Source organism: Alcanivorax sediminis, assembly GCF_009601165.1.
GTDB lineage: Bacteria > Pseudomonadota > Gammaproteobacteria > Pseudomonadales > Alcanivoracaceae > Alcanivorax > Alcanivorax sediminis.
On record NZ_WIRE01000001.1, the window covers coordinates 422,257 to 443,133 of the forward strand.

The following is a 20,877-nucleotide window of genomic DNA, read 5'->3' on the forward strand; positions in this document are numbered from 1 at the left end:
GCTACAAGCTACAAGGCGAGCGGAAGACTTAACGGGAATTCAGGTGCTATGCCCACGAAAGAGCGCAAACGGGTACTACCGAGTTGCGAGAAGCGAGTTGCGAAAAGCAAAACCGGTTTGGCCGCACGATCAAGGCTGTGAGAGCTTGCAGGCAAGCTCCCACAGGAAGAAGCGCCTAAACCGGCACGCCCTTACGCGCCTTGATGCCGTACACCAGGGTGTACAGCACCGGCACCACCACCAGGGTGAGGATGGTGGCAAAGCCCAGACCAAACATGATCACCACGGCCATGGACTCGAAGAAGGCATCAAACAGCAACGGCACCATGCCCAGCACGGTGGTAATTGCCGCCATGCAGACCGGTCTCACCCGCGACACGGAAGCATGCACCACCGCATCCAAGGGTTCCCGCTCCGTCATCTCCAGCTTGATCTGCTCCACCAGCACGATGCCGTTCTTCACCAGCATGCCTGACAGACTGAGGAAACCCAGCAACGCCATGAAGCCGAACGGCGCATTGAGCAACAGCAGCCCCAGGGTTACGCCAATGATCGCCAAAGGCACCGTGGCCCAGATCACCAACGGCTGGCGCAGGGAGTCGAACAGCAACATGGTGATGATGAACATGAACAGATAACCCAGCGGCAGACTGCCAAACACCGCCGCCTGGGCATCCCGCGATGCCTCGTACTCGCCTCCCCAGGTCAGGGCGTACCCGGGAGGCAGCTCCAGCGCCTCGATCTGCGGTCGAATGCGGCGCAGCACGTGATCCGCCGTTTCATCGCCCAGCACATCCGGCTCCGCCTGCACAGTGAGGGTACGCTTGCGGTCACGCCGCATGATCAGGGCGTTTTCCCATTCCGTGGAAAAGTCCGACACCACCTGGCTGATGGGGATATAGGTGGCGTACACCGGCGACCACACCTGCACGTCATTCAGATTGTTGGCACTGAGGCGCTCCTCATCCGGTGGCCGCGCCACGATGGGCAACAGCTTGCTGCCGTCCCGATACAGCCCCACCGTGCGGCCACTGAAATTCAGTGCCAGGGTGTTATCCAGGTCTTCCCGGCTGATCCCGGCGCGACGAGCCTGGGCTTCCTGAAACTGCGGACGGATGACCTTTTCCTGCTGACGCCAGTCATGGCGAATACTTTCCAGGGCACCATCCGCCGCCATGATCTCCTTGGCCTTGAGGCCAAGCTCACGCAACGTGGCCGGATCCGGACCGCTGAAACGGGCCTCGATGGAAGCCGCCGGGCTGGGGCCAATCATCAGCCGCTTCACCTTGGCGAAGGCCTGCAGATGCTGTTCCCGTATCAGGTCACGGGTATCGGACAGGGCTGCCTCAATCTGTTCCCGGTCTGCCACCTGCACAATCAGCTGGGCATAGCTGGGGTAACTCTTTTCCGGCGCATAGGGCAGCATGAATCGCTCGGCCCCTCGACCGATAGTGCTGGTCACCTGGGTCACACTCTCCATCTCCAGCAGTGACGCTTCCAGCCGAGCCACCGACTCCTGGGTAGCACGAATGTCACTGCCCTGAGGCAGCCAGTAGTCCACCAGATACATGGGCGTATTGGAGGGCGGGAAGAACGCCTGCTTGACGAAACCAAACCCCACCAGCGCCAACACCATTAACAGCCCCATCCCGGACAGGGTCAGTACCCGGTGATGGATGGCCCGATCCAGCATGCGACGATAGAGCACGAAGATGCGTCCCTTGTAGGGATCTTCACCCTCACCGTCCTGGCTACCCACATCCTTGTCGTCGAAGAACAGCTCGGCAAAAAACGGCACCAGCGTGATGGCTGTAATCCAGCTCAGCATCAGTGAAATCAACAGCACCCAGAACAGGCTGTTGGTGTATTCACCGGTGGCATCATCAGACAGCCCAATGGGGGCGAAGGCCATGATGGCAATCACCGTGGCCCCCAGCAGCGGCCAGATGGTCTGACGCACAATCTCCGCCGCCGCTTCCAGTTTGGACAGGCCACGTTTCATGCCCACCAGAATGCCTTCAGTGACCACGATGGCGTTATCTACCAGCATGCCGAGAGCGATGATCAGCGCCCCCAGCGAAATCCGCTGCAGATCAATGGCCATGACCTTCATCATGATGAAAGTGCCAAGAATCGTGAGCAACAGAACACCCCCCATCAGCACACCGGAACGCACCCCCATGAACACCAGCAGCACAGCAATGACGATGGCCACCGCCTCACCCAGGTTGAGCATGAATGCACTCACCGAGTTATCCACTTCGATGGGCTGGTTATAAATCGTGGCCAGGGACATGCCCACCGGACGCTGGTACTCCAGCTCCGCCAGACGGTTCTGCACGTGCCCCCCCACATCCACCACATTCACACCCGAGGTGAACGACACACCCAGGGTCAGGGCCGGGCCGCCATTGAAGCGGTAGAGATGATCCGGCACTTCCGCATAGCCACGCTCGATGGTGGCCACATCGCGCAAGTAGACCAGCTCGTCGGCCCCGGGATCTGAAATCAGCAGGCTGCCCATGGCCTGCACCGTGGGAAACTCGCCGGTGGGATAGATGCGAATGTACTCGTCGCCCACCCGTACCTTGCCGGCCGGGTTCACCGCATTCTGGGTTTGCAGCAGACCGAAGATGCGCTCCGGGCTGATGCCCAGGGACGCCAGCCGGGTGCGGGAAATTTCCACCAGCACCTGCTCCTGACGCTGCCCCCCCACCACCACTTTGCCTACGCCTTTCACCAGCACCAGCTCACGGCGCAGGAAGTCCGCGTAGTCCTGCATATCTTCGTAGCTGTAACCGTCTCCGGTGATCGCCATCAGAATGCCGTACACATCGCCGAAGTCGTCATACACCTGAACGGTGCCGGCCCCCGGCGGCAACTGCCCTTGCAGGTCGGTCATCTTGTGGCGCAGCTCGTCCCAGATCTGCTTGAGCTGACTGGCCCGGTATTCGGGCTTCATTTCCACCTGCACCTGCGACAGACCACTGCTTGAAATGGACGTGACTGCCTTGACGTAGGGCAGGCTCTGAATGGCCTCCTCCATCGGCAGGGTCACTTCTTCCTCAACCTGACGCGGTGAGGCACCCGGGTACTGGGCGATGACCATGGCAATCTTGAGGGTGAATTCCGGATCTTCCAGCTGCCCAAGCCGGGTGAAGCTGACCGCTCCTCCCACCAGCAGCACCAGGGTAAACAGCCAGCTCACCACCTTGTGGCGAATGCTGTACTCGGCAATATTCATAGTCCGCGTTCCTTCACCAGTTCGCGAACGGCCTGCCCTTCCTTGAGGTGATGAACGCCAGCGCTGACAATCCGGTCACCCGCGTCCAGCCCCGCCGTGATTTCCACCCCGTCACCCACCACCTGCCCCAACGTCACCTCCACCGCATTGACCACGTTGGCTTGCGGATCAAAACGCCACACGTAGGCGCCGTCTTCTCCATCCTTGTTGAACACTGCCTCTACCGGCACCTGCGGCCAGGCGCTCGCCTTGCGCATGATCTGGGTCAGATCAATGGCCACGTCCACACTCATGCCCGGCAGCACCACGATGCCTTCCGGGTTGGCCATGGTCAGGGTGATGATGTAGGTCTGGGTACGGTCATCGGCACTGGCTTCATGTTCCTTGTAGCTGGCCTTGAAGACCTTGTCCGGCGCCCCCTCGAAACGGACATCCGGCTGGTAGTCCTCACCGCCCTCACGCAGGTTGGTGAAGAAGCGCTCCGAGACCGCAAACTCGATATCGATGTCCTTGTTGCCCTGCAGATACAGGATCGGCTCCTTGGCCTGCACGAACTGGAAGTTCTCCACATAAGTCCGTGCCACGGTACCGGCATAGGGCGCTTTGAGGCGGGTGTAATTGACGTTATCGCGGGCCAGACTTAGCGCGGCCTGGGCCTGGAGGCGCCTGGCCTTGAGCTCATCAAACTGGGATTCTGAAATGACGCCGCGCTCGTGCAGACTGATGCTGCGCTGGTACTGGCTGTTGGCCAGATCATACTGTGCTTGCCGGTCTGCCAGCTGATTGCGGAAATCGGCCGGATCAAGCGCTGCCAGCAACTGCCCCTTCTTCACCTCTTCACCGGCGCGCACGGCAAACTTTTCCAGCTGGCCGGATACCCGAAACGCCAGCTCGGACCCTTCGGTGGCCACCACCTTGCCGGGGTAATGTCGCAGCCGGCCTTTCGTCATACTGTCCACAGTGAACAGCTTCACCGGCTGCGCCATGGGCGCCTCTTCCTGCGGCTCATCACCACAGCCCCATAATGCCAACGACAGGCCAAGCACTGCCCAAAAACGTTGCATCTCGCTCTCCCAAACTGAATACGCAACCAGACATCGAAACGCCACTCGCAAATCGCTTGTGAAACCGCTTCATAAAGTCATTATTGTCTCCTGCAAGAAAGCCCGTGTCTTTGTTTACTCGGGACACTCGTCCAAACAAACACCGGAAAGGTCGTCATTGGCACAAATGGTGACGTGTCGTTACCGTGATAACACCACCGTTACCCTGGAACGGACCTCTCAGGCTGGGTGACCTTTGCAGGAGACTCAGCCGGCCTGAGCGAAAGACCGGCACCGGCCTTCTTTTGGCAGGGTGAATTGTCCAGCCGGATCAGTGCAGGCCGCCGACATAAAAAAAGGCCGACGGGGGTGTCGGCCAAGGGGAAGTTTTACTTACCCATCACCGGGGAAAGCGATGGGTTTGGGTTGCACACGACGTTGCTTGTCGGCAACACCAAAATAATAGTCGCGCCCTATCTCTAATCGAAACTTAATTGCCCTATCCTTTCCATTGACGTTGCCTATTTCCCTACCGCCGGGCAGGACCAGTCGCCACAGGGCAAAGTTGTCCGATTTGGCGCTTTACAGTCTCTCCACCCCCTCGGCATGATGCAGAAACATTCCGCCACGGTTTGTGGCGCCCGGCAAATCAAGAGGAACACCATGGCCAGCGATACCCACGAGGAATCGTATTCCCACCACGAGGAATGGCTGAATGGCCTGACTCACGGCATTGGCGCGGCCCTCAGCATCGTCGGCACGATTGTCCTCATTGTGGCGGCCAGCCTGCAGGGCGACCCTTGGAAAATAGTCGGCTTCAGCATCTTCGGCACCAGCCTGATCCTGCTCTACAGTGCCAGCACCCTGTACCACAGCAGCCGCAGCCCGAAACTGCGCGCCGCCTTCAAGATGCTCGACCACTGCGCCATCTACGGCCTGATAGCGGGCACCTACACCCCCTTTCTGCTGGTTAACCTGCGCGGCCAGACTGGCTGGATCATGTTTGCCGTCATCTGGGCCCTGGCCCTGACCGGCATCGCGTTAAAAGCCCTTTATGGCCACCGCTTCAAGCTGCTGCGGGTGGGTATCTATCTGGCCATGGGCTGGCTGATCCTGTTCGCTTCAGGAGAACTCACCACCAAGCTCAACGACACCGGCTTCTGGCTGGTTCTGGCTGGCGGAATTACCTATACCGTGGGCGTCATCTTCTATCTGGCTGACCGATTCATCCCGTTCAATCATGCCATCTGGCACCTGTTCGTGGTCGGCGGCAGCGTCTGTCATTTCTATGCCATGTACTACGGGGTCCTGCCGTTTACGGCACCGGTGGCTTGAATTTAGCGCCTGACGCCTTTTTGCATCGGAAAAACTCGCTATTCCCCGCTGTAGGAGCGGTCGTTCGACCGCGATCCGAGCCTAAGCGAGGCAAGGATTCCAGAAGCGAGTTTCAAAAACCAAAAGACAACAATCAAGCACGAGGTTTGAGGTTTTGCCTTTCAGGTTTTGCCTTTCGAAACTCGCTTCTCGTAACTCGAAACTTTATTACCTCGCTTAGGCTCGGATCGCGAGCAGGCAAGTTATTCGCTACGCTCACCCTGCGGGCCAGCCTTCGGCTGTTACCTCCGTTGCACTCCGGTTCCTACAGCAGCTCTGGAACACCCGCTCTGCCGTCTGCGAACTCCCCCTCTTGCCAGAACCGCCACAACAATATACATTATTAAATTATGAATAATGTAATCACAGCCCAACCCCAGCTACCTGATGCTGACAGCCTGCGCGCCAACGCCAGTGACGCCAGCCAGATGCTCAAGGCGCTATCCCACCCGGACCGCCTGATGTTGCTATGCCAGCTGGCTGATGGTGCCGAACGCAGTGTCAGTGAACTGGAAGACCTGACCGACCTGCATCAGCCCTCCCTGTCCCAGCAGATTGGCGTGCTGCGCCGGGAAGGTCTGATTGAAGGACGGCGCGACGGAAAGCACATGTTCTATCGAGTGGCCGACCCCCGAGCGTTGGCCATTCTGCAAACCCTCTACGAGCAATTCTGCGGAGCAAATAAATGACCATCGACTGGAACGCCTTTACCCCCTGGGCCTCACTGGCCGGAGGAGCCTTGATTGGCCTGGCGGCTCTGTGGCTGCTGCATACCAATGGTCGCATCGCCGGCATCAGTGGCATCGTGGGTGGACTGTTGCGCCCGGCGCCGCTGGATCGCGGTTGGCGCATCGCCTTCATCCTCGGCATGCTCATCGCCCCCACGGCCTGGGCGCTGGTGGGGACCCTGCCTCCCATGATCATTGATGCAGATTTCCCGCTATTGATCGTGGCGGGTCTGGTAGTCGGCATCAGCACGCGCTATGGCTCAGGCTGCACCAGCGGCCACGGCGTCTGCGGTATGTCCCGCCTGTCACCACGCTCACTGGTGGCCACCATGGCCTTCATGGGTAGCGGCTTCATCACGGTCTTCGTGGTTCGTCATCTGTTGGGAGGTGTGTAATGCAGCGCAGCCATATCACGGCCTTTGTGGCCGGTCTGATCTTCGGCGTCGGCCTGATCCTGGCGGGCATGGCCAACCCGGCCAAGGTGCTCGCCTTTCTGGATCTTGCCGGCAACTGGGACCCCTCTCTCGCGCTGGTCATGGGTGGCGCCATTCCAGTGTCTGCCATCGGCTTTTATCTGGTTCGCTATCGTGCGACGCCATTGTGTGGGAGCAGCTTTCAGGTGCCCAGCAACCGCCAGCTCGACAAGCGTCTGGTGCTAGGTGCACTGGGCTTTGGCGTGGGCTGGGGTCTGGCCGGCTTCTGCCCGGGCCCGGCGCTGGTTGCCCTGGGTACCGGAAGCCTGAAAGCGGTCGTGTTTGTCGCCGCCATGCTCAGCGGGATGCTGATCTTTGAAGTAATGGAAAAGCGCAAGAGCACGTAAAAGCAGGGACGCGTTTCGAGGAGCGAGTTTCGAAGATCAAAACCTGGCGGAGGGTAGAGCCTCCCGTAGGAGTTCTCTGTGCTCGTCAGGGTATGCCTGCAAGCGATCGAGGAAATCAGTTTCGAGTTGCGAGTAACGAGTCTCGAACGGCAAAACAGCAAGCCTTGGGCAGGCTCAAGGTTTTAGGTTTTCGAAACCCGGTACTCGTCACTCGCTTCTGGAACCCTGACCTCGCTTTGACTCGGATCGCCTGCAGGCAGGCTCCTACGGCCTGATCACAGGGCAGAGGTCTGCGGGAGACGCCGCCCCGGCGTCAGGCATCCGGCATCAAGCGTTCAGCAATTTCTCAATGTCCTTGCGGATTGCTTCCGGCTTGTCGGTGGGCGCGTAGCGTTTGATCACCTTGCCGTCCTTGTTCACCAGGAACTTGGTGAAGTTCCACTTGATTCCCTTGCTACCCAGCACCCCTGGCGCTTCCTTCTTCAGAAAGTTATACAGCGGATGGGCGTTATCGCCGTTTACATCGATCTTGTCGAACATGGTGAAGCTGACGCCATAGTTCTTCATGCAGAAGGCGCCGATCTCCTCCGCCCCACCCGGTTCCTGTTTGCCAAACTGGTTACAGGGGAAACCAAGGATTTCCAGACCACGCTCTTTCAGGTCATCGTAAAGTCCTTCCAGACCTTCGAACTGCGGCGTAAAGCCACATTTGCTGGCGGTGTTAACAATCAGCATCACCTTGCCCTTGAACTCTGCCAGGCTCTTTTCGTCACCGCTGAGGGTGGTGGCAGAAAAATCGTAGATACCCATTGTCACTCCATGTCTGTAGTGGCCCTTCGGCCATGATTATTCCTGTTCCGACAGCGCGGCAATCACCGCCTGCGCTACCGCTTCACTAGACTGCGGATTCTGACCGGTGACCAGCTTGCCGTCCGTGATCGAGTGCGAGACAAACTTGTCGGCCAGATCCAGATTCGCACCCAGCTCTTCCAGTCGCGACGCCAGCAGGAAGGGCATCACGTCATCGAGCCCCACTTCCCGCTCCTCTTCATTGGTAAAGCACGCCACGGTGCGGTTTTGCACCAGCGGCGAGCCATCTTCGTTGCGCAGACCCACCAGCGCGGCAGGCCCATGACATACCGCCGCCAGCAAGCCGCCTCGATTCCAGGTTCGCTCCATCACCGCAGCCACCAGAGGATTATCCGGCATGTCGAACATGGCACCATGGCCACCCGGGACAAAGACACCGGCAAAAGCGTCCTCCCACACGGATTCCAGCGCAAGCGTGTCCTGTAATGCCGCAATAGGCTCCGCCCAGGCATCTTTCTGGGCATCATCCGGGATCGAGTTGGGATCCACCGGAATCTTGCCGCCACGGGGGCTGGCCACCACCAGCGCAATGCCCTGCTCACGGAACAGCAGATAGGGCACAGCAAATTCTTCCAGCCAAAGACCGGTCTGCTGACCCTGACCCATCTGCGAAGCACTGGTCACCAGCATCAGCAACGGTTTGTTCAGATTCATTGTCTCCTCCCGAAACTTCAATCAAACAGCGTGACTGCCTGCTGTGCATCGAAGCAACAGCCGTGGCAACATGCTGTGAAACAACGTGGGTTTCCTCAGCGACAATATCAACCCTGGACCGGATTTCATGGACTGGCAACAGCTATTGAACAAGACCCGCCTGGGCGGGCGTGATGCCAAGGACGAAAGTGGCCGCACTGCCTTCCTCCGCGATCATGACAAGATCATCTTCTCCGGTGCCTTTCGCCGCCTGGCGCGCAAGACCCAGGTACATCCGTTGGCCACCAACGATCATGTCCACAATCGTCTGACGCACTCTCTGGAAGTGTCCTGCGTCGGTCGCACCCTGGGAATTCGTGCAGGAGAACGATTACAGTCAAAGCACTGGCTGCCCGACACCGTCAATCCCACGGACTTCGGTGACATTGTTCAATCTGCCTGCCTCGCCCATGACATTGGCAACCCACCGTTTGGCCATACCGGTGAACGCGCCATCCGTGCCTGGTTTCAGGAGCGCGGCCAGCACTTTCTCGACATGCTGTCTCCGGCACAACAAAGCGATCTGACCTTCTTCGAAGGTAACGCCCAGGGCTTTCGCATTCTTACCAAGAGCGAATATCACCAGTACGACGACGGCATGCGCCTTACCTATGCCACCCTCGCCACTTTCCTGAAATACCCGTGGCTCTCTGCGGATGCAGGATCCGCCAGCAGCAAACCGGGCAAATACAGCGCCTTTGTTTCAGAGGCCACCGCCTTCCGGGAGGTTGCCATGGCAAGCGGCCTGATAGAGCAATCGCCCGGGCGCTTCTGCCGTCACCCGCTGGCGTACCTGATGGAGGCTGCCGATGACTTCTGCTACGCCATCATCGATCTGGAAGACGGCCTCGAAATGGATTTGCTGCACTGGGATGAGGTGTATGCGCTACTGCAACCCGCGCTGCCCGACACCAAGGAAGTCAGCGATCTGATTCATTCCGATCTTCGCGACGGCAGAAAGGCGGCGCTGTTGCGCGGCAAGATTATCGAGCGATTCATCGAGGCCGGCGTGGAAGCCTTCGTGGCCAATCATGAACGCCTGCTGCAAGGGCGCATGGATGGCGACCTGATCAGCCACTGTGAGCCCGCAGTCCGTAATGTGGTGGAAAACGCCAAACAACTGGCACGCTCAAAAGTATTCGAGCACCCCAGAAAAATCGAGTTGGAAATCGGCGCGTTTGAAGTGATGGGGGCATTGCTGGACGGGCTGATTGAAGCGGCGGTTTCCTATGCCTGTAACAGTGCCAGCAACTATCGCCACGAACGCATCATCGATCTGATTGGGCGCCACAGTTTTCCGGAAAATCTGCAGCAACTTCCCGAGCAGGAACGCATCTACCAATGCATCATGCGCGCCCTGGATTTTCTTGCCGGCATGACCGACAACTATGCCACTTATCTGGCAAAACAGTTCTCGGGAATGGCTGAGACGCGCTATTAAAAAAGGCCGGCTAAGCCGGCCTTTTTTCTTGCTTACTGCTTGATCAGGAAAACAAGATTGGTGAAGTCATACACCGGTTCGCCCTCGCCCAGAACCGTGTCTCGACCATTGAACACCAGCAGTTTCGGACCGGCCTTGAACAGCACCACTTCGTCACCCGGGCCGAGGTTCAGGGTCACGGTGGCACCATTGTCAGTCCAGGTACCGCTCAGAGCATCAGGAGCTGCCTGGTTGTTGAAGTCCGGGTCGAAGGCGAAACGGCAGCCGAATACTCCATCGTCACAAACACCCTGGAGCGCATCCACCAGAGATGAGCGATTTTCATTGATGGTGCCAGAGAACCCACCCTGCGCATCCAGGGTGAACGACCCGGTAGATTTATAGGTGGAGATCTCGGAATAGCCGTCGGGCTGAGTCGTACCGCTGTTCGCAGCCAGCTCCACCGCCATCTCGATGAAGGAATAGGTCCCGGCGATGGTACCGTCACCCACGACCGCCTCCAGCGCATCCAGGCGCTGGGAGTTATCATTGATGGCGGCAATCAGGGCAGCGAAATTGCCGTTTACTTCACTGGCCAGCGCCGGCGAGTCCGCAGTAAAAACGGTGGTATCAGTACCCTCAACCACTTCAGAAGCCATGGCAGCAGAGCTCATCATTACTGCGGTGAGGCCTGTCAGAATTACTTTTTTCATGTCTCTTACCCTCTATAGGTTTTGTGCTTAACCAATGGCCTCACTGCCAGTTGGCTTGATCCCAGTTAAAGTTGTTCCAGACTGCCGCTGCAGGGCCGACCACTTCTTCAACGAAGCTGACGCTGATATTGCAGTCTGCGGTTACCGGTCCGGTGGTATAGGTGTCACCGACAAGCGATCCACCACAACCAGTGATGGTGTTGACGACGAAGCCTGCATCCGGCGTGACCAGGAAATCCGTGGTGCCGCCATGGGCCACGGTTGCCTCATTCGGACCGATCATGCCGTTGGCGCCGTCGACGGCGGCCGTCACCGTGTAGGACTTGATGGCAAAGGTCGCCGTCACTGAGCATTCAGCGGTAATCGTTCCCGTCGTGAAGATGGTGCCATCCAAGGTACCGCCACAACCGGTCACGCCTGTCAGCTCATAACCTTCATCCGCTGTCACAGTGAACTGCTGAGTGTCGCCGTGATTCACCAGAGGATTCGCAGGGTCAAAGCTGCCGTTATCAGCGATGGTGGTGACCTGATATTGAATCGGTTCGAACCCCACCGACACGGTACAGGAACCTGTAATGGCCGCCGTAGTGAACGTGGAGCCATCCAGGCTTCCGCCACACCCGGTGGCTGAGGCAATCTGGTTACCCTCATTCGCAGTCAGAGAGAAGGCCTGGATGCTGCCGTGCTCCGCCACCACACTGGTCGGGGAAACAATGCCCGAACCGGTGACAGCGGTATCCACGGTGTAGCTCATCAGGCTGAAGCTGGCTGAAACGTTACAGGCCGCGGTGATGGGCCCTACCGTGTACTGATTCGGTGTTGCAGTTGCTGCCACTTCACAGGTGTCCCCGCTGACGGAATCCACCTGGGATCCCAGACCGGGCACAACACTCAGGGTGCCATTTTGGCCGTGGTCCACCAGCAGGAAGTCTGGATCAAAGCTGCCGTCACCAGTGATGACTCCGGTAGTCACGCCATACTGCTTGAGCGCGAAGGTCGGCGTAATGGTACAGGCTTGGGTAATCGGCCCGGTGCTGTAGACCGTGTTGTTCAACTCACCGCCACACCCGGTTACCGACACCAGGTCATAACCTTCATCCGGTACCACTTCGAAGTCCGCGGTAAGCCCATGATCAACAAGGGCAGACGCCGGCAACACTTCACCACCGGTTGCCGGTGCCGCAGTAACCTCATACTGGTTAATCACGAACGAGACGGATAACGTACACGTTGTCTGCAGGGCGTCTGTGTTGAAGGTCAACCCATCCAGCTGGCCAGCACAACCATTGACCTGGTCAATGCTGTACCCCGTATCCGGCACAATGTCGAAGCTGGCACTGGCACCACCCAGCAGGGAAACAGAAAGAGGCGATACGGCACCATTTGCCCCGGCCTCAGCCGTTACCAGGAAGCTGCTGATCTCGCTCAAGTCCTGATTGGAAGCGACGTAGTCACCAATGGCCTGTACCAGGTCATCGCCACTGGTCGCAGGCAGAGGGCCTTCTTCGGTGCCAATAGTGACAGCCTCGCCATCTTTTTTGCCGTCCACAACACCATCGGATGCATCCTGAATCAATGCGATGACAGTATCGAAAGGATCCGTTCCGGCGCTGATGTTATTTGCCTGGGTCGATAGCCCACCCAGCACTGCCGCGTATTGTTTTGCCGCCGGGTCTTCGCCCGTGGTGCTGGGTACGGTAGTCAATGGATCAAATGATACCCCCAGCACATCATCCAGCACCGCCCCACCGGCATCGATACCCTCTTCGATAGACGCACCTTCATTCGTTGCCAGGTGCTCACGGGCGGTGCGAACCAGCAGCTCACTCAGCGGCGTCACGGCGGCGGTTTCGGCGCCCGCCGGCAGGAACGAGTTGAGACTGCCTGCGTTCACGGTCGTGCCTGTAGCCTCATCGGTGTAGGTACCACCGCTGGACTCAATCAGCAGAGGACGAGGAATGCTGTCGGGAATTTGCACGGACCATGAGCCATCCGCTGCCGTCTGAATTGGCCCGGCGACCGGGTCTCCCGTCTTGATGCCCGCTGCATCCATTTGGTAGAGGTACAGCTGCGCCCCTGCAACAGGGCCCTTGGTTACCGCACCACTGACTGAACTCTTGGCTGCCGGCTTGGGGGCCTCAGCACCGCCCCCGCCACTGCTGCCACCACCACCGCCACAACCGGCAATGGCAATCGCCACCGCCAGACTGGCGACTCTGAATGTATCCTTCATTTGTGACTTCTCCGATCACCCAGTTTGGACTCATGCCCAAAACTACGGGATCGGCTAGCAGTGCTCATCACCCATATGGGGTATGGCAAGCCGATTAATGGTGATTTTCTGTTACCGAACCCGATTCAGGACTATGTGCTTGCGCTTTTGACACACAAGCAAAACCGGCCAACACGACAGAAGGCAGCATACGAAGACCAAGGGACGGAGCTGAGCAGGCAGGAGTCGAGCAGCCGCACGACTCCTGACGATCACAGCTGCCTGAGGACCTTGCCGAGCAGTTCGGCAAAGATGGCCGGCTGCTCCATTTGAGGAAAGTGCCAGGTGCCTTGCTGATGCCACTCGGTGACACGCCCGGCACAGCGGGCCTTGGCCGCATCGCCAATCAAATCGCCGTTAATGGCATGAATGGGACAGGCAATGTCATTGAACGCGCCTTCCGGCGACCAGCGCAGCAGGTCAGACCACAGCGGCAACATGCGATCAGCGGGCGACGAGGCCATGCCCCTGGCCAGCGCCGCTTTCTGGTCCGCAGGCAGATCCGGACCAACATTATTGGCCACCAGACCGTCGATAGCAGCAGGGAAATCGGCATAGAAACCACTCTCGATGTCCTTGGCCCCTTCCTCACCCAGGTCGCCGTAGGGAATGACAAAGGTATCCACCAGCACCACTCCCTTCACCGCTTTGCGGCGCGCCAGTTCCATGGCCACGGCGCCCCCCATGGAGTGCCCCACCAGCACCGGGTTTTCCACATCGCCAAGGGCATCGAACAAGGCATCTGCCAGCGCCGTTACCGACCAGGCAGACACACTGACCTCTCGCGCGTCACCGTGCCCGGGCAGATCGACGGCCAATAGCGTTGTGCCTTCCGGCGGGTTAGCCAGCAAGTCCTGCCAGTGGCTGCGTTGGCAAGTCCAACCGTGAATCAACACTACGGGCTGTTCGCCCTCCCCAGCCACGCTCACCGGCAGCGTCTGACCATCCGCCAGCGCCCACATTAATTCAGCCATTTACTCCCCATCCTTCTATGCGTAATTTTCACACAGCCAGAGGCATTGTGTGATCTGCTTCAAATTCATACTGCGACGGGTTACCTTAAAAGGCACTGAGGGGAACGACAAGATCATCATGACATCTTCTGCGCTAAAGGGATTGCAGGGGAAGGCGCACGAATCCTTGCTGGATACGCTGTACGAAGCGCCGTGCAATCCGGATGCCTGGCAAAGGTTTCTTGATCAACTGATCGAGGCGACCGGCTCCCGTTCGGCCCGCATGCTGGTCATGGACCGGGCAGCCGAAACGGTTCAGTCCAGTATCAAACGCAATATCGACGATGCCGACCATCAGGCCTACGTTTCCCACTTCGTCAACACCTGCCCCTGGCGGCCCGAGCTCAAGGAAAAAGCCCCCGGCCAACTGTATTCGTCCTATCTGGATTTTTCCTGTCGCCAGAATGAGTTCTATCAGACCGAGTTCTTCAATGACTGGGCCTCTCGTCAGGACATCCATCATGGCGTTTGCGGCACGGTCTGGCAGGACGAGCACCAGACAGTTCAGCTGCTGATCCAGCGGACCCGAGGTCAGGGACATTACCAGCGGGAAGAAACCGATCGCATCAACGATCTGGTCATGCATGTAAGACGCGCGCTTCGCTTGCAGAGTCAGGTGAGCGCACTGGAACACACCCGCAAAGCACTGGAATACACCCTGGAAGTACAGGCCCAGCCATTTGCGTTGGTGGACCGCAGCGGCAAGATCATCCATATCTCCAGTGAGGCCGCCAGCCTGCTGGAAGAGCTGCCACAGACCATGATCAGCAGCAGCCGCCTGAGCCTCCAGGACCCGCGCCTGCAGTCACAGCTGATGCGCTTGCTGGATGATGTCACTGCACGGCATCACGGCGCGGGGGGCGTCATCACCCTGCCACTCTCAGCCAGCCAGGGCATTCGCTGCCTGGTGAGCCCGCTGCATGGCAATTCACTGTCGCAGCAATACAGTGACCATCAACACCCCCTGGCGATCCTCTACTTTCAGGATCCTCGCACCGAGGTCTATATCGACCTGGACTGCCTGATGCAGCTTTACGGTCTTTCGGAAGCCGAATCGCGGGTGGCTGCCGGCATCAGTCGCGGATTGGGCCCCCAGCAAATAGCGGATACCTACCAGCTCTCAGTGCACACAGTGCGCACCCAGCTCAAGAGTGTGTTCATCAAGACCGGCACCACCCGGCAAAGTGAACTGGCCAAGGAAGTGCTTACTTCGCCTGCAATCCGCCATTGGCGCCGGCCTGAGCTGCGTCTTTCTCGCTCCGCATAGCCTCGTCAGCCACCGCAATAAATTGGTCGAACTGGTAATGGAAGCGCCAGCTCTCCTTGCGAAGCGAAGATAATGGATACCAGCCAATGGCCGTCACTTCTGTTAGCGCAGAGCCCGGCACCGGCAGTGGCGCATGGCTTCGCAGCGGCTGCCGGGGATAACAACGGTAGAGATGAAAGCCATTGCTCATCACGGCAAGGCGCTTGCCCACCGTCACTGCCAGGCCTACCTCCTCTGCGGTTTCCCGCCAGGCCGTGCACTGGGCCAACTCACCCTCCTCCAGGGTGCCACCAGGCACCCCCAGCTTGCCGCCCCAGCGGTGGGTCAGCAGCAGCACTCTGTCATCCTGAATGATCAGGCAGCCCGCATTGGCACGACGGTCGTCTTCTTCACCGGCCACCCGTGGACAGTCCGCTATGGCCGACAGGCAGGGCAGCAGAAGTAACGCAGCAATGATGGAACGGTTGGAGGTCATAACAGTAGCGTGCCCCGTCAGCATGACGCTGTCATGGCATTTTTCGGGCGCCTTGCCGGAGCGCATAAGTGAACAGTTAACAGTGAATAGTGAACAACGAAAACCACACCCGGTTTTTCAAACTTTGGCACTCGCAAAACATTAGGTGCGCGGCCCCGAATCTTCGAGAAACCCCAAACGCGCGACCGCGCAGCGGTTCACTATTCACTGCCCTTCCAACAGCCTGACCGGCATCGGCGCGCGCCGCGGGGCATACGCTGCAACACATAGACAAACGCTTCGCCGTACTCTGTCTGCAACGTCTCGCGGCGATACACCCTGGGCACCTCCTCCAGATGATCCAGCGATGCCAGGGTCAGCGCGCCCACCTCATACACCTCCCCCTGAAGACACTCTTCACCCGGCATCCAGGCCCCGGGATAGGCACCCAGATCAAACAACTGAAAATGCGGTGGCGACAGCGACTCCCCGACAAACCGCGCGCGGCGCAAATAATGGTGGTTACTGTCGCCCCGTTTCAGGGTGCCGTAGACGAAGACAAGCATTTAGTTCAGTGAACAGTTAACAATGAATAGAGAACGCATGGGGTTTTCCCGATGCCAACGCTGCGGCCCCGGCGTTTGTAAGAGTGTCAGCCCCTGAAAACAGCATTGTCTTCGCTGTTCACCGTTAACTATTCACTGTTAACTAATCAGCGGCAGCCGGTGTTCGAGAGTCGCGGAGATCACATCGTCGGGAACAATGATTTCCGTGGCCAGGGGGAGGTGATCGGAGAGCCGGCAATCATGCAGCACGCGAGTGTGCTGACTGGCTAGCCCCGGTGACAGCAGGATGTGGTCAATGTGCCGGTCCGGCGCCCAGCTGGGATAGGTATTCAGGTTGTCTGCCATCACCGTGTCCAGCCCCAGCTCGGACAACGGCGAGGCATCCAGGTGCTCCAGGCGGCAATTGAAATCCCCCATCATCACCACGTATTTATACTCACGCAGCAAACGATACAGGTAGGCAAGCTGGGTATTGCGAATCTTTTCGCCCAGGGCGAGATGGGCCACCACCACCACCAGGGGCTGGATGGGGTGTCCGTATTTGATCACGATGGCGCCACGGCCGGGCAGTCCCGGCAGGCGATGATCGGTCACTTCGTAGGGATGCAAGCGACTCAGAAAGCCGTTGCTGAACTGACCCAGGCGGCCAAGGTTGCGGTTAAGCTGCTGATGCCAGAACGCGAAATCACCGAGGGACGCCAGCCGTACCAGCTGGTTCATGTTGCGCGAGCGCAAGCTGCCGCCATCCACTTCCTGCAGGCCAACCACATCAAAGTGGCTGATCACTTCAGCAATCTGCTCAATGTTCTCGACACTGCGCGGGTGGGCCACCAGATGCTTCCAGCTACCGGTGATGTAGTCGCCAAATTTCTGCGAGCCGATACCGGCCTGAATATTGAAGCTGAGTAGCTTGAGGGTATTTTCCGGCAGCACCACTTCGCGGGTCTGGCGGGTTTTTCTTACCCCTTCCCGGGCGAAGGAAAAGCCCGCAGGGCGGGCTTTCCAGTCACGATACGCAGTACGGGCCTTGTCCAGCAGCATGGGTTAGTCGTCGTTCTTTTCCTTGTTGGCCAGATACTCGATCACTTCGAACAACTCTTCGTTGCTCTTCAGGTTCTGACGCAGGACCAGATACTTGCCGTTCACCACAAAATTCGGCACACCCGGGATCTTGTAATCACGGCTCAGGGCATCTGCCTGGCGCACCTTGGTGGACACGCCAAAGGAGCTGTACAGCTTGCTGAACTGCTCGGGCTCAACGCCGTACTTGCGGAAGAAGTTGGCCAGCGCCGGCTCGCTGAACAGCGGCTCGCGGTGCTTGTGGATGGCATCAAACAGCGGCGCGTGGATCTCGTCTACCTTGCCCAGGGCTTCTTCCACATAATAGGCACGGGCCAGCGGCTCGGCATTACGCAGGAACAGTACCGGGGTACGCACATAATCAATGAACTCCGGCTTTTCTTTCAGCCAGTTGTCCACTGCAGGCTCCAGCGAAAAACAATGCGGGCAGCCATAGGAGAAGAACTCCCGAACTTCCACCTTGCTCGGATCATCCACAGACCCTTGCACGTCCAGAATCTTGTAGTGGGTATCCAGCGCGAAGCGGGAATGTTCTTGTTCGGCGCTGACCGACGTGGCCAGCCCCAGAGTCAGCAGCAAGGCCGTCACAATGCGAAGCATGGAATCCTCTCCTTTCTTGTTAGTGTCTGGTGGTATGACCACCAGCCAGTCGTTTTTCTCCCTGAGGGGATACTATCTTTTCATGATAGTAATAAAAAAGGCAGCCTGAAGGCTGCCTTTTCTACAAACCGTAACCGAACAGACTTATTTGGACAGCCCGGAAATGAAGCTGGCCACAGCCTTGATCTGGATATCGCTCATTTCTGCAGCGATGGTCTGCATCATACCCGGCTCATCAGCGGAACCATCATTGGTACGCTTGATGATGTTGTCACCCAGGTCGTTACGGCCCGCAGCACGGAAAGCCTTCAACTGATCTTCCACGTACTGGGCATTCTGACCAGCCAGATGCGGATATTTGGCCGCATCAATGCCCTGACCGGCAGGACCGTGACAACCGGAACAGGCCGGTACGTTGTTGGTCATGTCACCACCACGGTACAGACGCTCGCCTTGGGCAACCAGATCCGGGTTGGCCTGGCCGGCTTCAGCGGTCTGCTTGGCGTAGTAGGCCGCGATGTCCTGCATGTCCTGCTCGCTCATGTTGGCGACCTGGCCAGCCATGATGGCATTGTTGCGCGCGCCGGACTTGAAGTCCTGCAGCTGCTTGACCAGATACTCTTCACCCTGGCCCGCCAGTTTCGGGTAGGTCGGAATGGAAGCATTACCACCCTGGCCGTGACAGGCAGCGCAAGGGGCAGCCTTGGCTTCGCCAGCATCAGCATCACCAGCAGCCAGAGCAGGGGTGGTGACGGCAGCCGCCGCCATCAGCACGAACAGTTTTACAAACTTCATGGCCTATCCTTTACGTACAGCGTCTTATTTGCTTTTGGACATGTACTCGATCAGAGCACGGTATTCATCATCGCTACAGTCGTTGCACATGCCCTTGGGCGGCATGGCATTAAATCCTTCCTTAACATGCTTCACCATGGTGTCCATGCCTTTATCAAGGCGGGGCTTCCAGGCAGCTTCATCGTGGGATTTTGGCGCACCGGCGGCTCCGGAGGAATGACAGAAAGTACAACTTGTGTTGTAACGTTCCTCAACCGTTGCTGCGTGGGCGGCAGTGCCCATCACCAAAGCCAATGCAATACTTGCAACCTTACCCTTCATAAGCGCTACCTCTGCTAAGCTGGCGTTACCGCTGGCGAAGTCGTTTGCCTTTAGCGGCAAACCCTTGTAGAACGTCCGCGGTCCCCCAGTGGGACTCGCGGCGGCGATTATATACCAGACTAACACGCGCCGTCATATTCCATGTGAATAGTAAGGTTACAGAGGCTCCCGACATGGCTCAGCACCCCGTGGAAACCCTGCTGCATCAGGCCAGCTTTCTGCAAAGCGCCCAGCGGCTGGACCAGTGCCCCCCGGACGAGGGCCGCGAAGTTGCCTTTGCCGGTCGCTCCAATGCGGGCAAATCCAGCGCAATCAACCGCCTTACCAGCCAGCGCACCCTGGCTCGCACCTCCAAGACGCCCGGCCGCACTCAGCTGATCAACTTCTTCGAACTGGATGAGCAGCGGCGCCTGGTCGACCTGCCCGGCTATGGCTACGCCAAAGTCGCCAAAACCAAGCGTAATGAGTGGCAGCAACATCTGGACCACTACCTGGCCGAACGTCAGGCACTGGTAGGGCTGGTACTGATGATGGACATCCGCCACCCCCTCAAGGACTTCGATCTGCTCATGCTGGAATGGTCTGCCCAGGCCAACATGCCCATGCACATCCTCATGACCAAGGCAGACAAGCTGAAGTTCGGCGCAGCCAAAAGCACCCTGCTCAAGGTCAAGGGCCAGCTCAAGAACCACCCCGCGCCACTCAGCCTGCAACTGTTCTCGGCCACCAACGGTACCGGCTGTGAAGAAGCCTGGAACAAGCTTGGAGAGTGGTTTGAAGTGGACGGGTTTGGGGCGAATGCGCCCGCAGCACCCGCAGCGCCTGACGCCTGACGCCTGACGCAAAAAGGCCCGCCCGTAAACCCGGGCGGGCCTTTTTGCATGGGCAACCCAGCACCTCGCTTCACTCCCGATTCAAACCAGTCGAGCAGGCCTCTCCTGGTAGGAGCCCATGCTTGCATGGCGATCCGAGCCTCAGCGAGGCAAGGATTCCAGAAGCGAGTTTCGAAAATCCCCAAAATTGTTGTGGCTCGAGATTGGTGTCGCTCGAGGCTTGAGCTTTTGCCTTTCGAAACTCGCTTCTCGTAACTCGAAACTAATGACCTCGCTGTCGCTCGGATCGCTTGCAGGCAAGCTCCTACAGCAGGCTCTAGCCAGGTCGTATGTTTGGGTATGGGGTTTAAGCGTCAGGCATCCGGCATCGAGCGTCCGGCGTAAAATCCAGGCAAAAAAAATCCCTGGCAGCAACCTTGGGGGAAGGGAACGACTGTGCTGCCAGGGAGGCTTGCCGCCCCGGCTCTTTGGGGGAAGAGGACCGGGGCTATAACGACGGACCGGTGAGGGTACTGGGGGATCGGGGGTTCCGGCCCGTCGCTGTAGTTAAGATGCCCTCTTTCGAGGAAAGTTCCATCCCCCCCAAAGTATTTTTTTACGTTTTTTTGCCAACCTGCCGATCCACGTCACATAACTGGCGCGAAATGGCACTCATGCCCCCTGCTTGAACAGGGTCCAAACGCGTATTTCCTAGCTGTGTGACCTAGCTTGTTGATTAGAAAGCGGTTAGTTCGGGCAGGAAGAAGTGGCACAAGGTTTGCTTAAAAACTA

The 20,877-nt window shown here is 58.4% G+C and carries 20 protein-coding genes; 7 read left to right on the plus strand and 13 right to left on the minus strand.

The window, feature by feature from the left end:
• Window positions 1-175: 175 nt before the first annotated feature.
• Complete coding sequence (locus GFN93_RS01725) at window positions 176-3,244, minus strand: efflux RND transporter permease subunit (RefSeq protein WP_153498709.1); 3,069 nt, start codon at window positions 3,242-3,244, stop codon at window positions 176-178.
• Window positions 3,241-4,308, minus strand: coding sequence for an efflux RND transporter periplasmic adaptor subunit (locus GFN93_RS01730; protein ID WP_153498710.1), 1,068 nt, complete (start codon window positions 4,306-4,308; stop codon window positions 3,241-3,243). The genes GFN93_RS01725 and GFN93_RS01730 overlap by 4 nt, the downstream gene beginning before the upstream one ends.
• Window positions 4,309-4,950: 642 nt before the next feature.
• On the opposite strand from GFN93_RS01730, the gene trhA reads away from it, so the two are divergent.
• From trhA to GFN93_RS01750, 4 genes are all read left to right on the plus strand, one after another.
• Window positions 4,951-5,622, plus strand: a complete 672-nt coding sequence (gene trhA, locus GFN93_RS01735; RefSeq protein WP_153498711.1) for a PAQR family membrane homeostasis protein TrhA — start codon at window positions 4,951-4,953, stop codon at window positions 5,620-5,622.
• Window positions 5,623-6,011: 389 nt separating this feature from the next.
• Window positions 6,012-6,350: an ArsR/SmtB family transcription factor gene (locus GFN93_RS01740; protein ID WP_153498712.1), complete on the plus strand. Its 339-nt coding sequence runs from the start codon at window positions 6,012-6,014 to the stop codon at window positions 6,348-6,350.
• Window positions 6,347-6,784, plus strand: coding sequence for a YeeE/YedE family protein (locus GFN93_RS01745; protein WP_153498713.1), 438 nt, complete (start codon window positions 6,347-6,349; stop codon window positions 6,782-6,784). Before GFN93_RS01740 ends, GFN93_RS01745 begins: the two co-directional genes overlap by 4 nt.
• The gene (locus GFN93_RS01750; RefSeq protein ID WP_153498714.1) at window positions 6,784-7,209 is read left to right on the plus strand and encodes a YeeE/YedE family protein; all 426 of its coding nucleotides are present in this window, start codon (window positions 6,784-6,786) and stop codon (window positions 7,207-7,209) included. Before GFN93_RS01745 ends, GFN93_RS01750 begins: the two co-directional genes overlap by 1 nt.
• 327 nt (window positions 7,210-7,536) lie before the next feature.
• Here the strand turns inward: GFN93_RS01750 and GFN93_RS01755 are convergent, their stop codons facing one another.
• Together GFN93_RS01755 and GFN93_RS01760 are read right to left on the minus strand one after the other, a co-directional pair.
• Window positions 7,537-8,019, minus strand: coding sequence for a glutathione peroxidase (locus tag GFN93_RS01755; protein ID WP_153498715.1), 483 nt, complete (start codon window positions 8,017-8,019; stop codon window positions 7,537-7,539).
• 36 nt (window positions 8,020-8,055) lie between these two features.
• Window positions 8,056-8,733 (minus strand): type 1 glutamine amidotransferase domain-containing protein, encoded by a 678-nt coding sequence (locus GFN93_RS01760; RefSeq protein ID WP_153498716.1) that lies wholly within the window; start codon window positions 8,731-8,733, stop codon window positions 8,056-8,058.
• A gap of 127 nt (window positions 8,734-8,860) precedes the next feature.
• On the opposite strand from GFN93_RS01760, the gene GFN93_RS01765 reads away from it, so the two are divergent.
• Complete coding sequence (locus GFN93_RS01765; RefSeq protein ID WP_153501770.1) at window positions 8,861-10,213, plus strand: deoxyguanosinetriphosphate triphosphohydrolase; 1,353 nt, start codon at window positions 8,861-8,863, stop codon at window positions 10,211-10,213.
• A 32-nt stretch (window positions 10,214-10,245) separates the two neighbouring features.
• Here GFN93_RS01765 and GFN93_RS01770 read toward each other — a convergent pair whose 3' ends face one another.
• The 3 genes from GFN93_RS01770 to GFN93_RS01780 all read right to left on the minus strand — a co-directional run bounded on the left by GFN93_RS01770 (window position 10,246) and on the right by GFN93_RS01780 (window position 14,151).
• Window positions 10,246-10,905, minus strand: a complete 660-nt coding sequence (locus GFN93_RS01770) for a hypothetical protein (protein ID WP_153498717.1) — start codon at window positions 10,903-10,905, stop codon at window positions 10,246-10,248.
• Window positions 10,906-10,945: 40 nt separating this feature from the next.
• Window positions 10,946-13,138 (minus strand): InlB B-repeat-containing protein, encoded by a 2,193-nt coding sequence (locus tag GFN93_RS01775; protein ID WP_153498718.1) that lies wholly within the window; start codon window positions 13,136-13,138, stop codon window positions 10,946-10,948.
• A gap of 251 nt (window positions 13,139-13,389) precedes the next feature.
• Entirely contained in the window at window positions 13,390-14,151 is a 762-nt protein-coding gene (locus tag GFN93_RS01780; RefSeq protein ID WP_328594123.1) for an alpha/beta fold hydrolase, read from the minus strand.
• Between the two features lie 118 nt (window positions 14,152-14,269).
• On the opposite strand from GFN93_RS01780, the gene GFN93_RS01785 reads away from it, so the two are divergent.
• Window positions 14,270-15,457 (plus strand): helix-turn-helix transcriptional regulator, encoded by a 1,188-nt coding sequence (locus tag GFN93_RS01785; protein WP_153498719.1) that lies wholly within the window; start codon window positions 14,270-14,272, stop codon window positions 15,455-15,457.
• Here GFN93_RS01785 and GFN93_RS01790 read toward each other — a convergent pair.
• From GFN93_RS01790 to GFN93_RS01815, 6 genes are all read right to left on the minus strand, one after another.
• Window positions 15,396-15,956 carry an NUDIX hydrolase gene (locus GFN93_RS01790; protein WP_194285728.1) on the minus strand — a complete coding sequence of 187 codons (561 nt, stop codon included), beginning with the start codon at window positions 15,954-15,956 and terminating at the stop codon, window positions 15,396-15,398. The genes GFN93_RS01785 and GFN93_RS01790 overlap by 62 nt on opposite strands.
• Before the next feature lie 176 nt (window positions 15,957-16,132).
• Complete coding sequence (locus tag GFN93_RS01795; protein WP_153498721.1) at window positions 16,133-16,477, minus strand: gamma-glutamylcyclotransferase family protein; 345 nt, start codon at window positions 16,475-16,477, stop codon at window positions 16,133-16,135.
• A gap of 138 nt (window positions 16,478-16,615) precedes the next feature.
• Entirely contained in the window at window positions 16,616-17,518 is a 903-nt protein-coding gene (locus tag GFN93_RS01800; protein ID WP_153498722.1) for an endonuclease/exonuclease/phosphatase family protein, read from the minus strand.
• 3 nt (window positions 17,519-17,521) lie between these two features.
• A complete protein-coding gene (locus tag GFN93_RS01805) occupies window positions 17,522-18,157 on the minus strand; it encodes a thiol:disulfide interchange protein DsbA/DsbL (RefSeq protein ID WP_153498723.1) in 636 nt (211 codons plus the stop codon).
• 144 nt (window positions 18,158-18,301) lie between these two features.
• Window positions 18,302-18,952: a c-type cytochrome gene (locus GFN93_RS01810; protein WP_153498724.1), complete on the minus strand. Its 651-nt coding sequence runs from the start codon at window positions 18,950-18,952 to the stop codon at window positions 18,302-18,304.
• A 24-nt stretch (window positions 18,953-18,976) separates the two neighbouring features.
• Window positions 18,977-19,273, minus strand: a complete 297-nt coding sequence (locus GFN93_RS01815) for a c-type cytochrome (RefSeq protein ID WP_153498725.1) — start codon at window positions 19,271-19,273, stop codon at window positions 18,977-18,979.
• Window positions 19,274-19,446: 173 nt separating this feature from the next.
• On the opposite strand from GFN93_RS01815, the gene yihA reads away from it, so the two are divergent.
• The gene (yihA, locus tag GFN93_RS01820; protein WP_153498726.1) at window positions 19,447-20,106 is read left to right on the plus strand and encodes a ribosome biogenesis GTP-binding protein YihA/YsxC; all 660 of its coding nucleotides are present in this window, start codon (window positions 19,447-19,449) and stop codon (window positions 20,104-20,106) included.
• The last annotated feature ends 771 nt before the right edge of the window (window positions 20,107-20,877 follow it).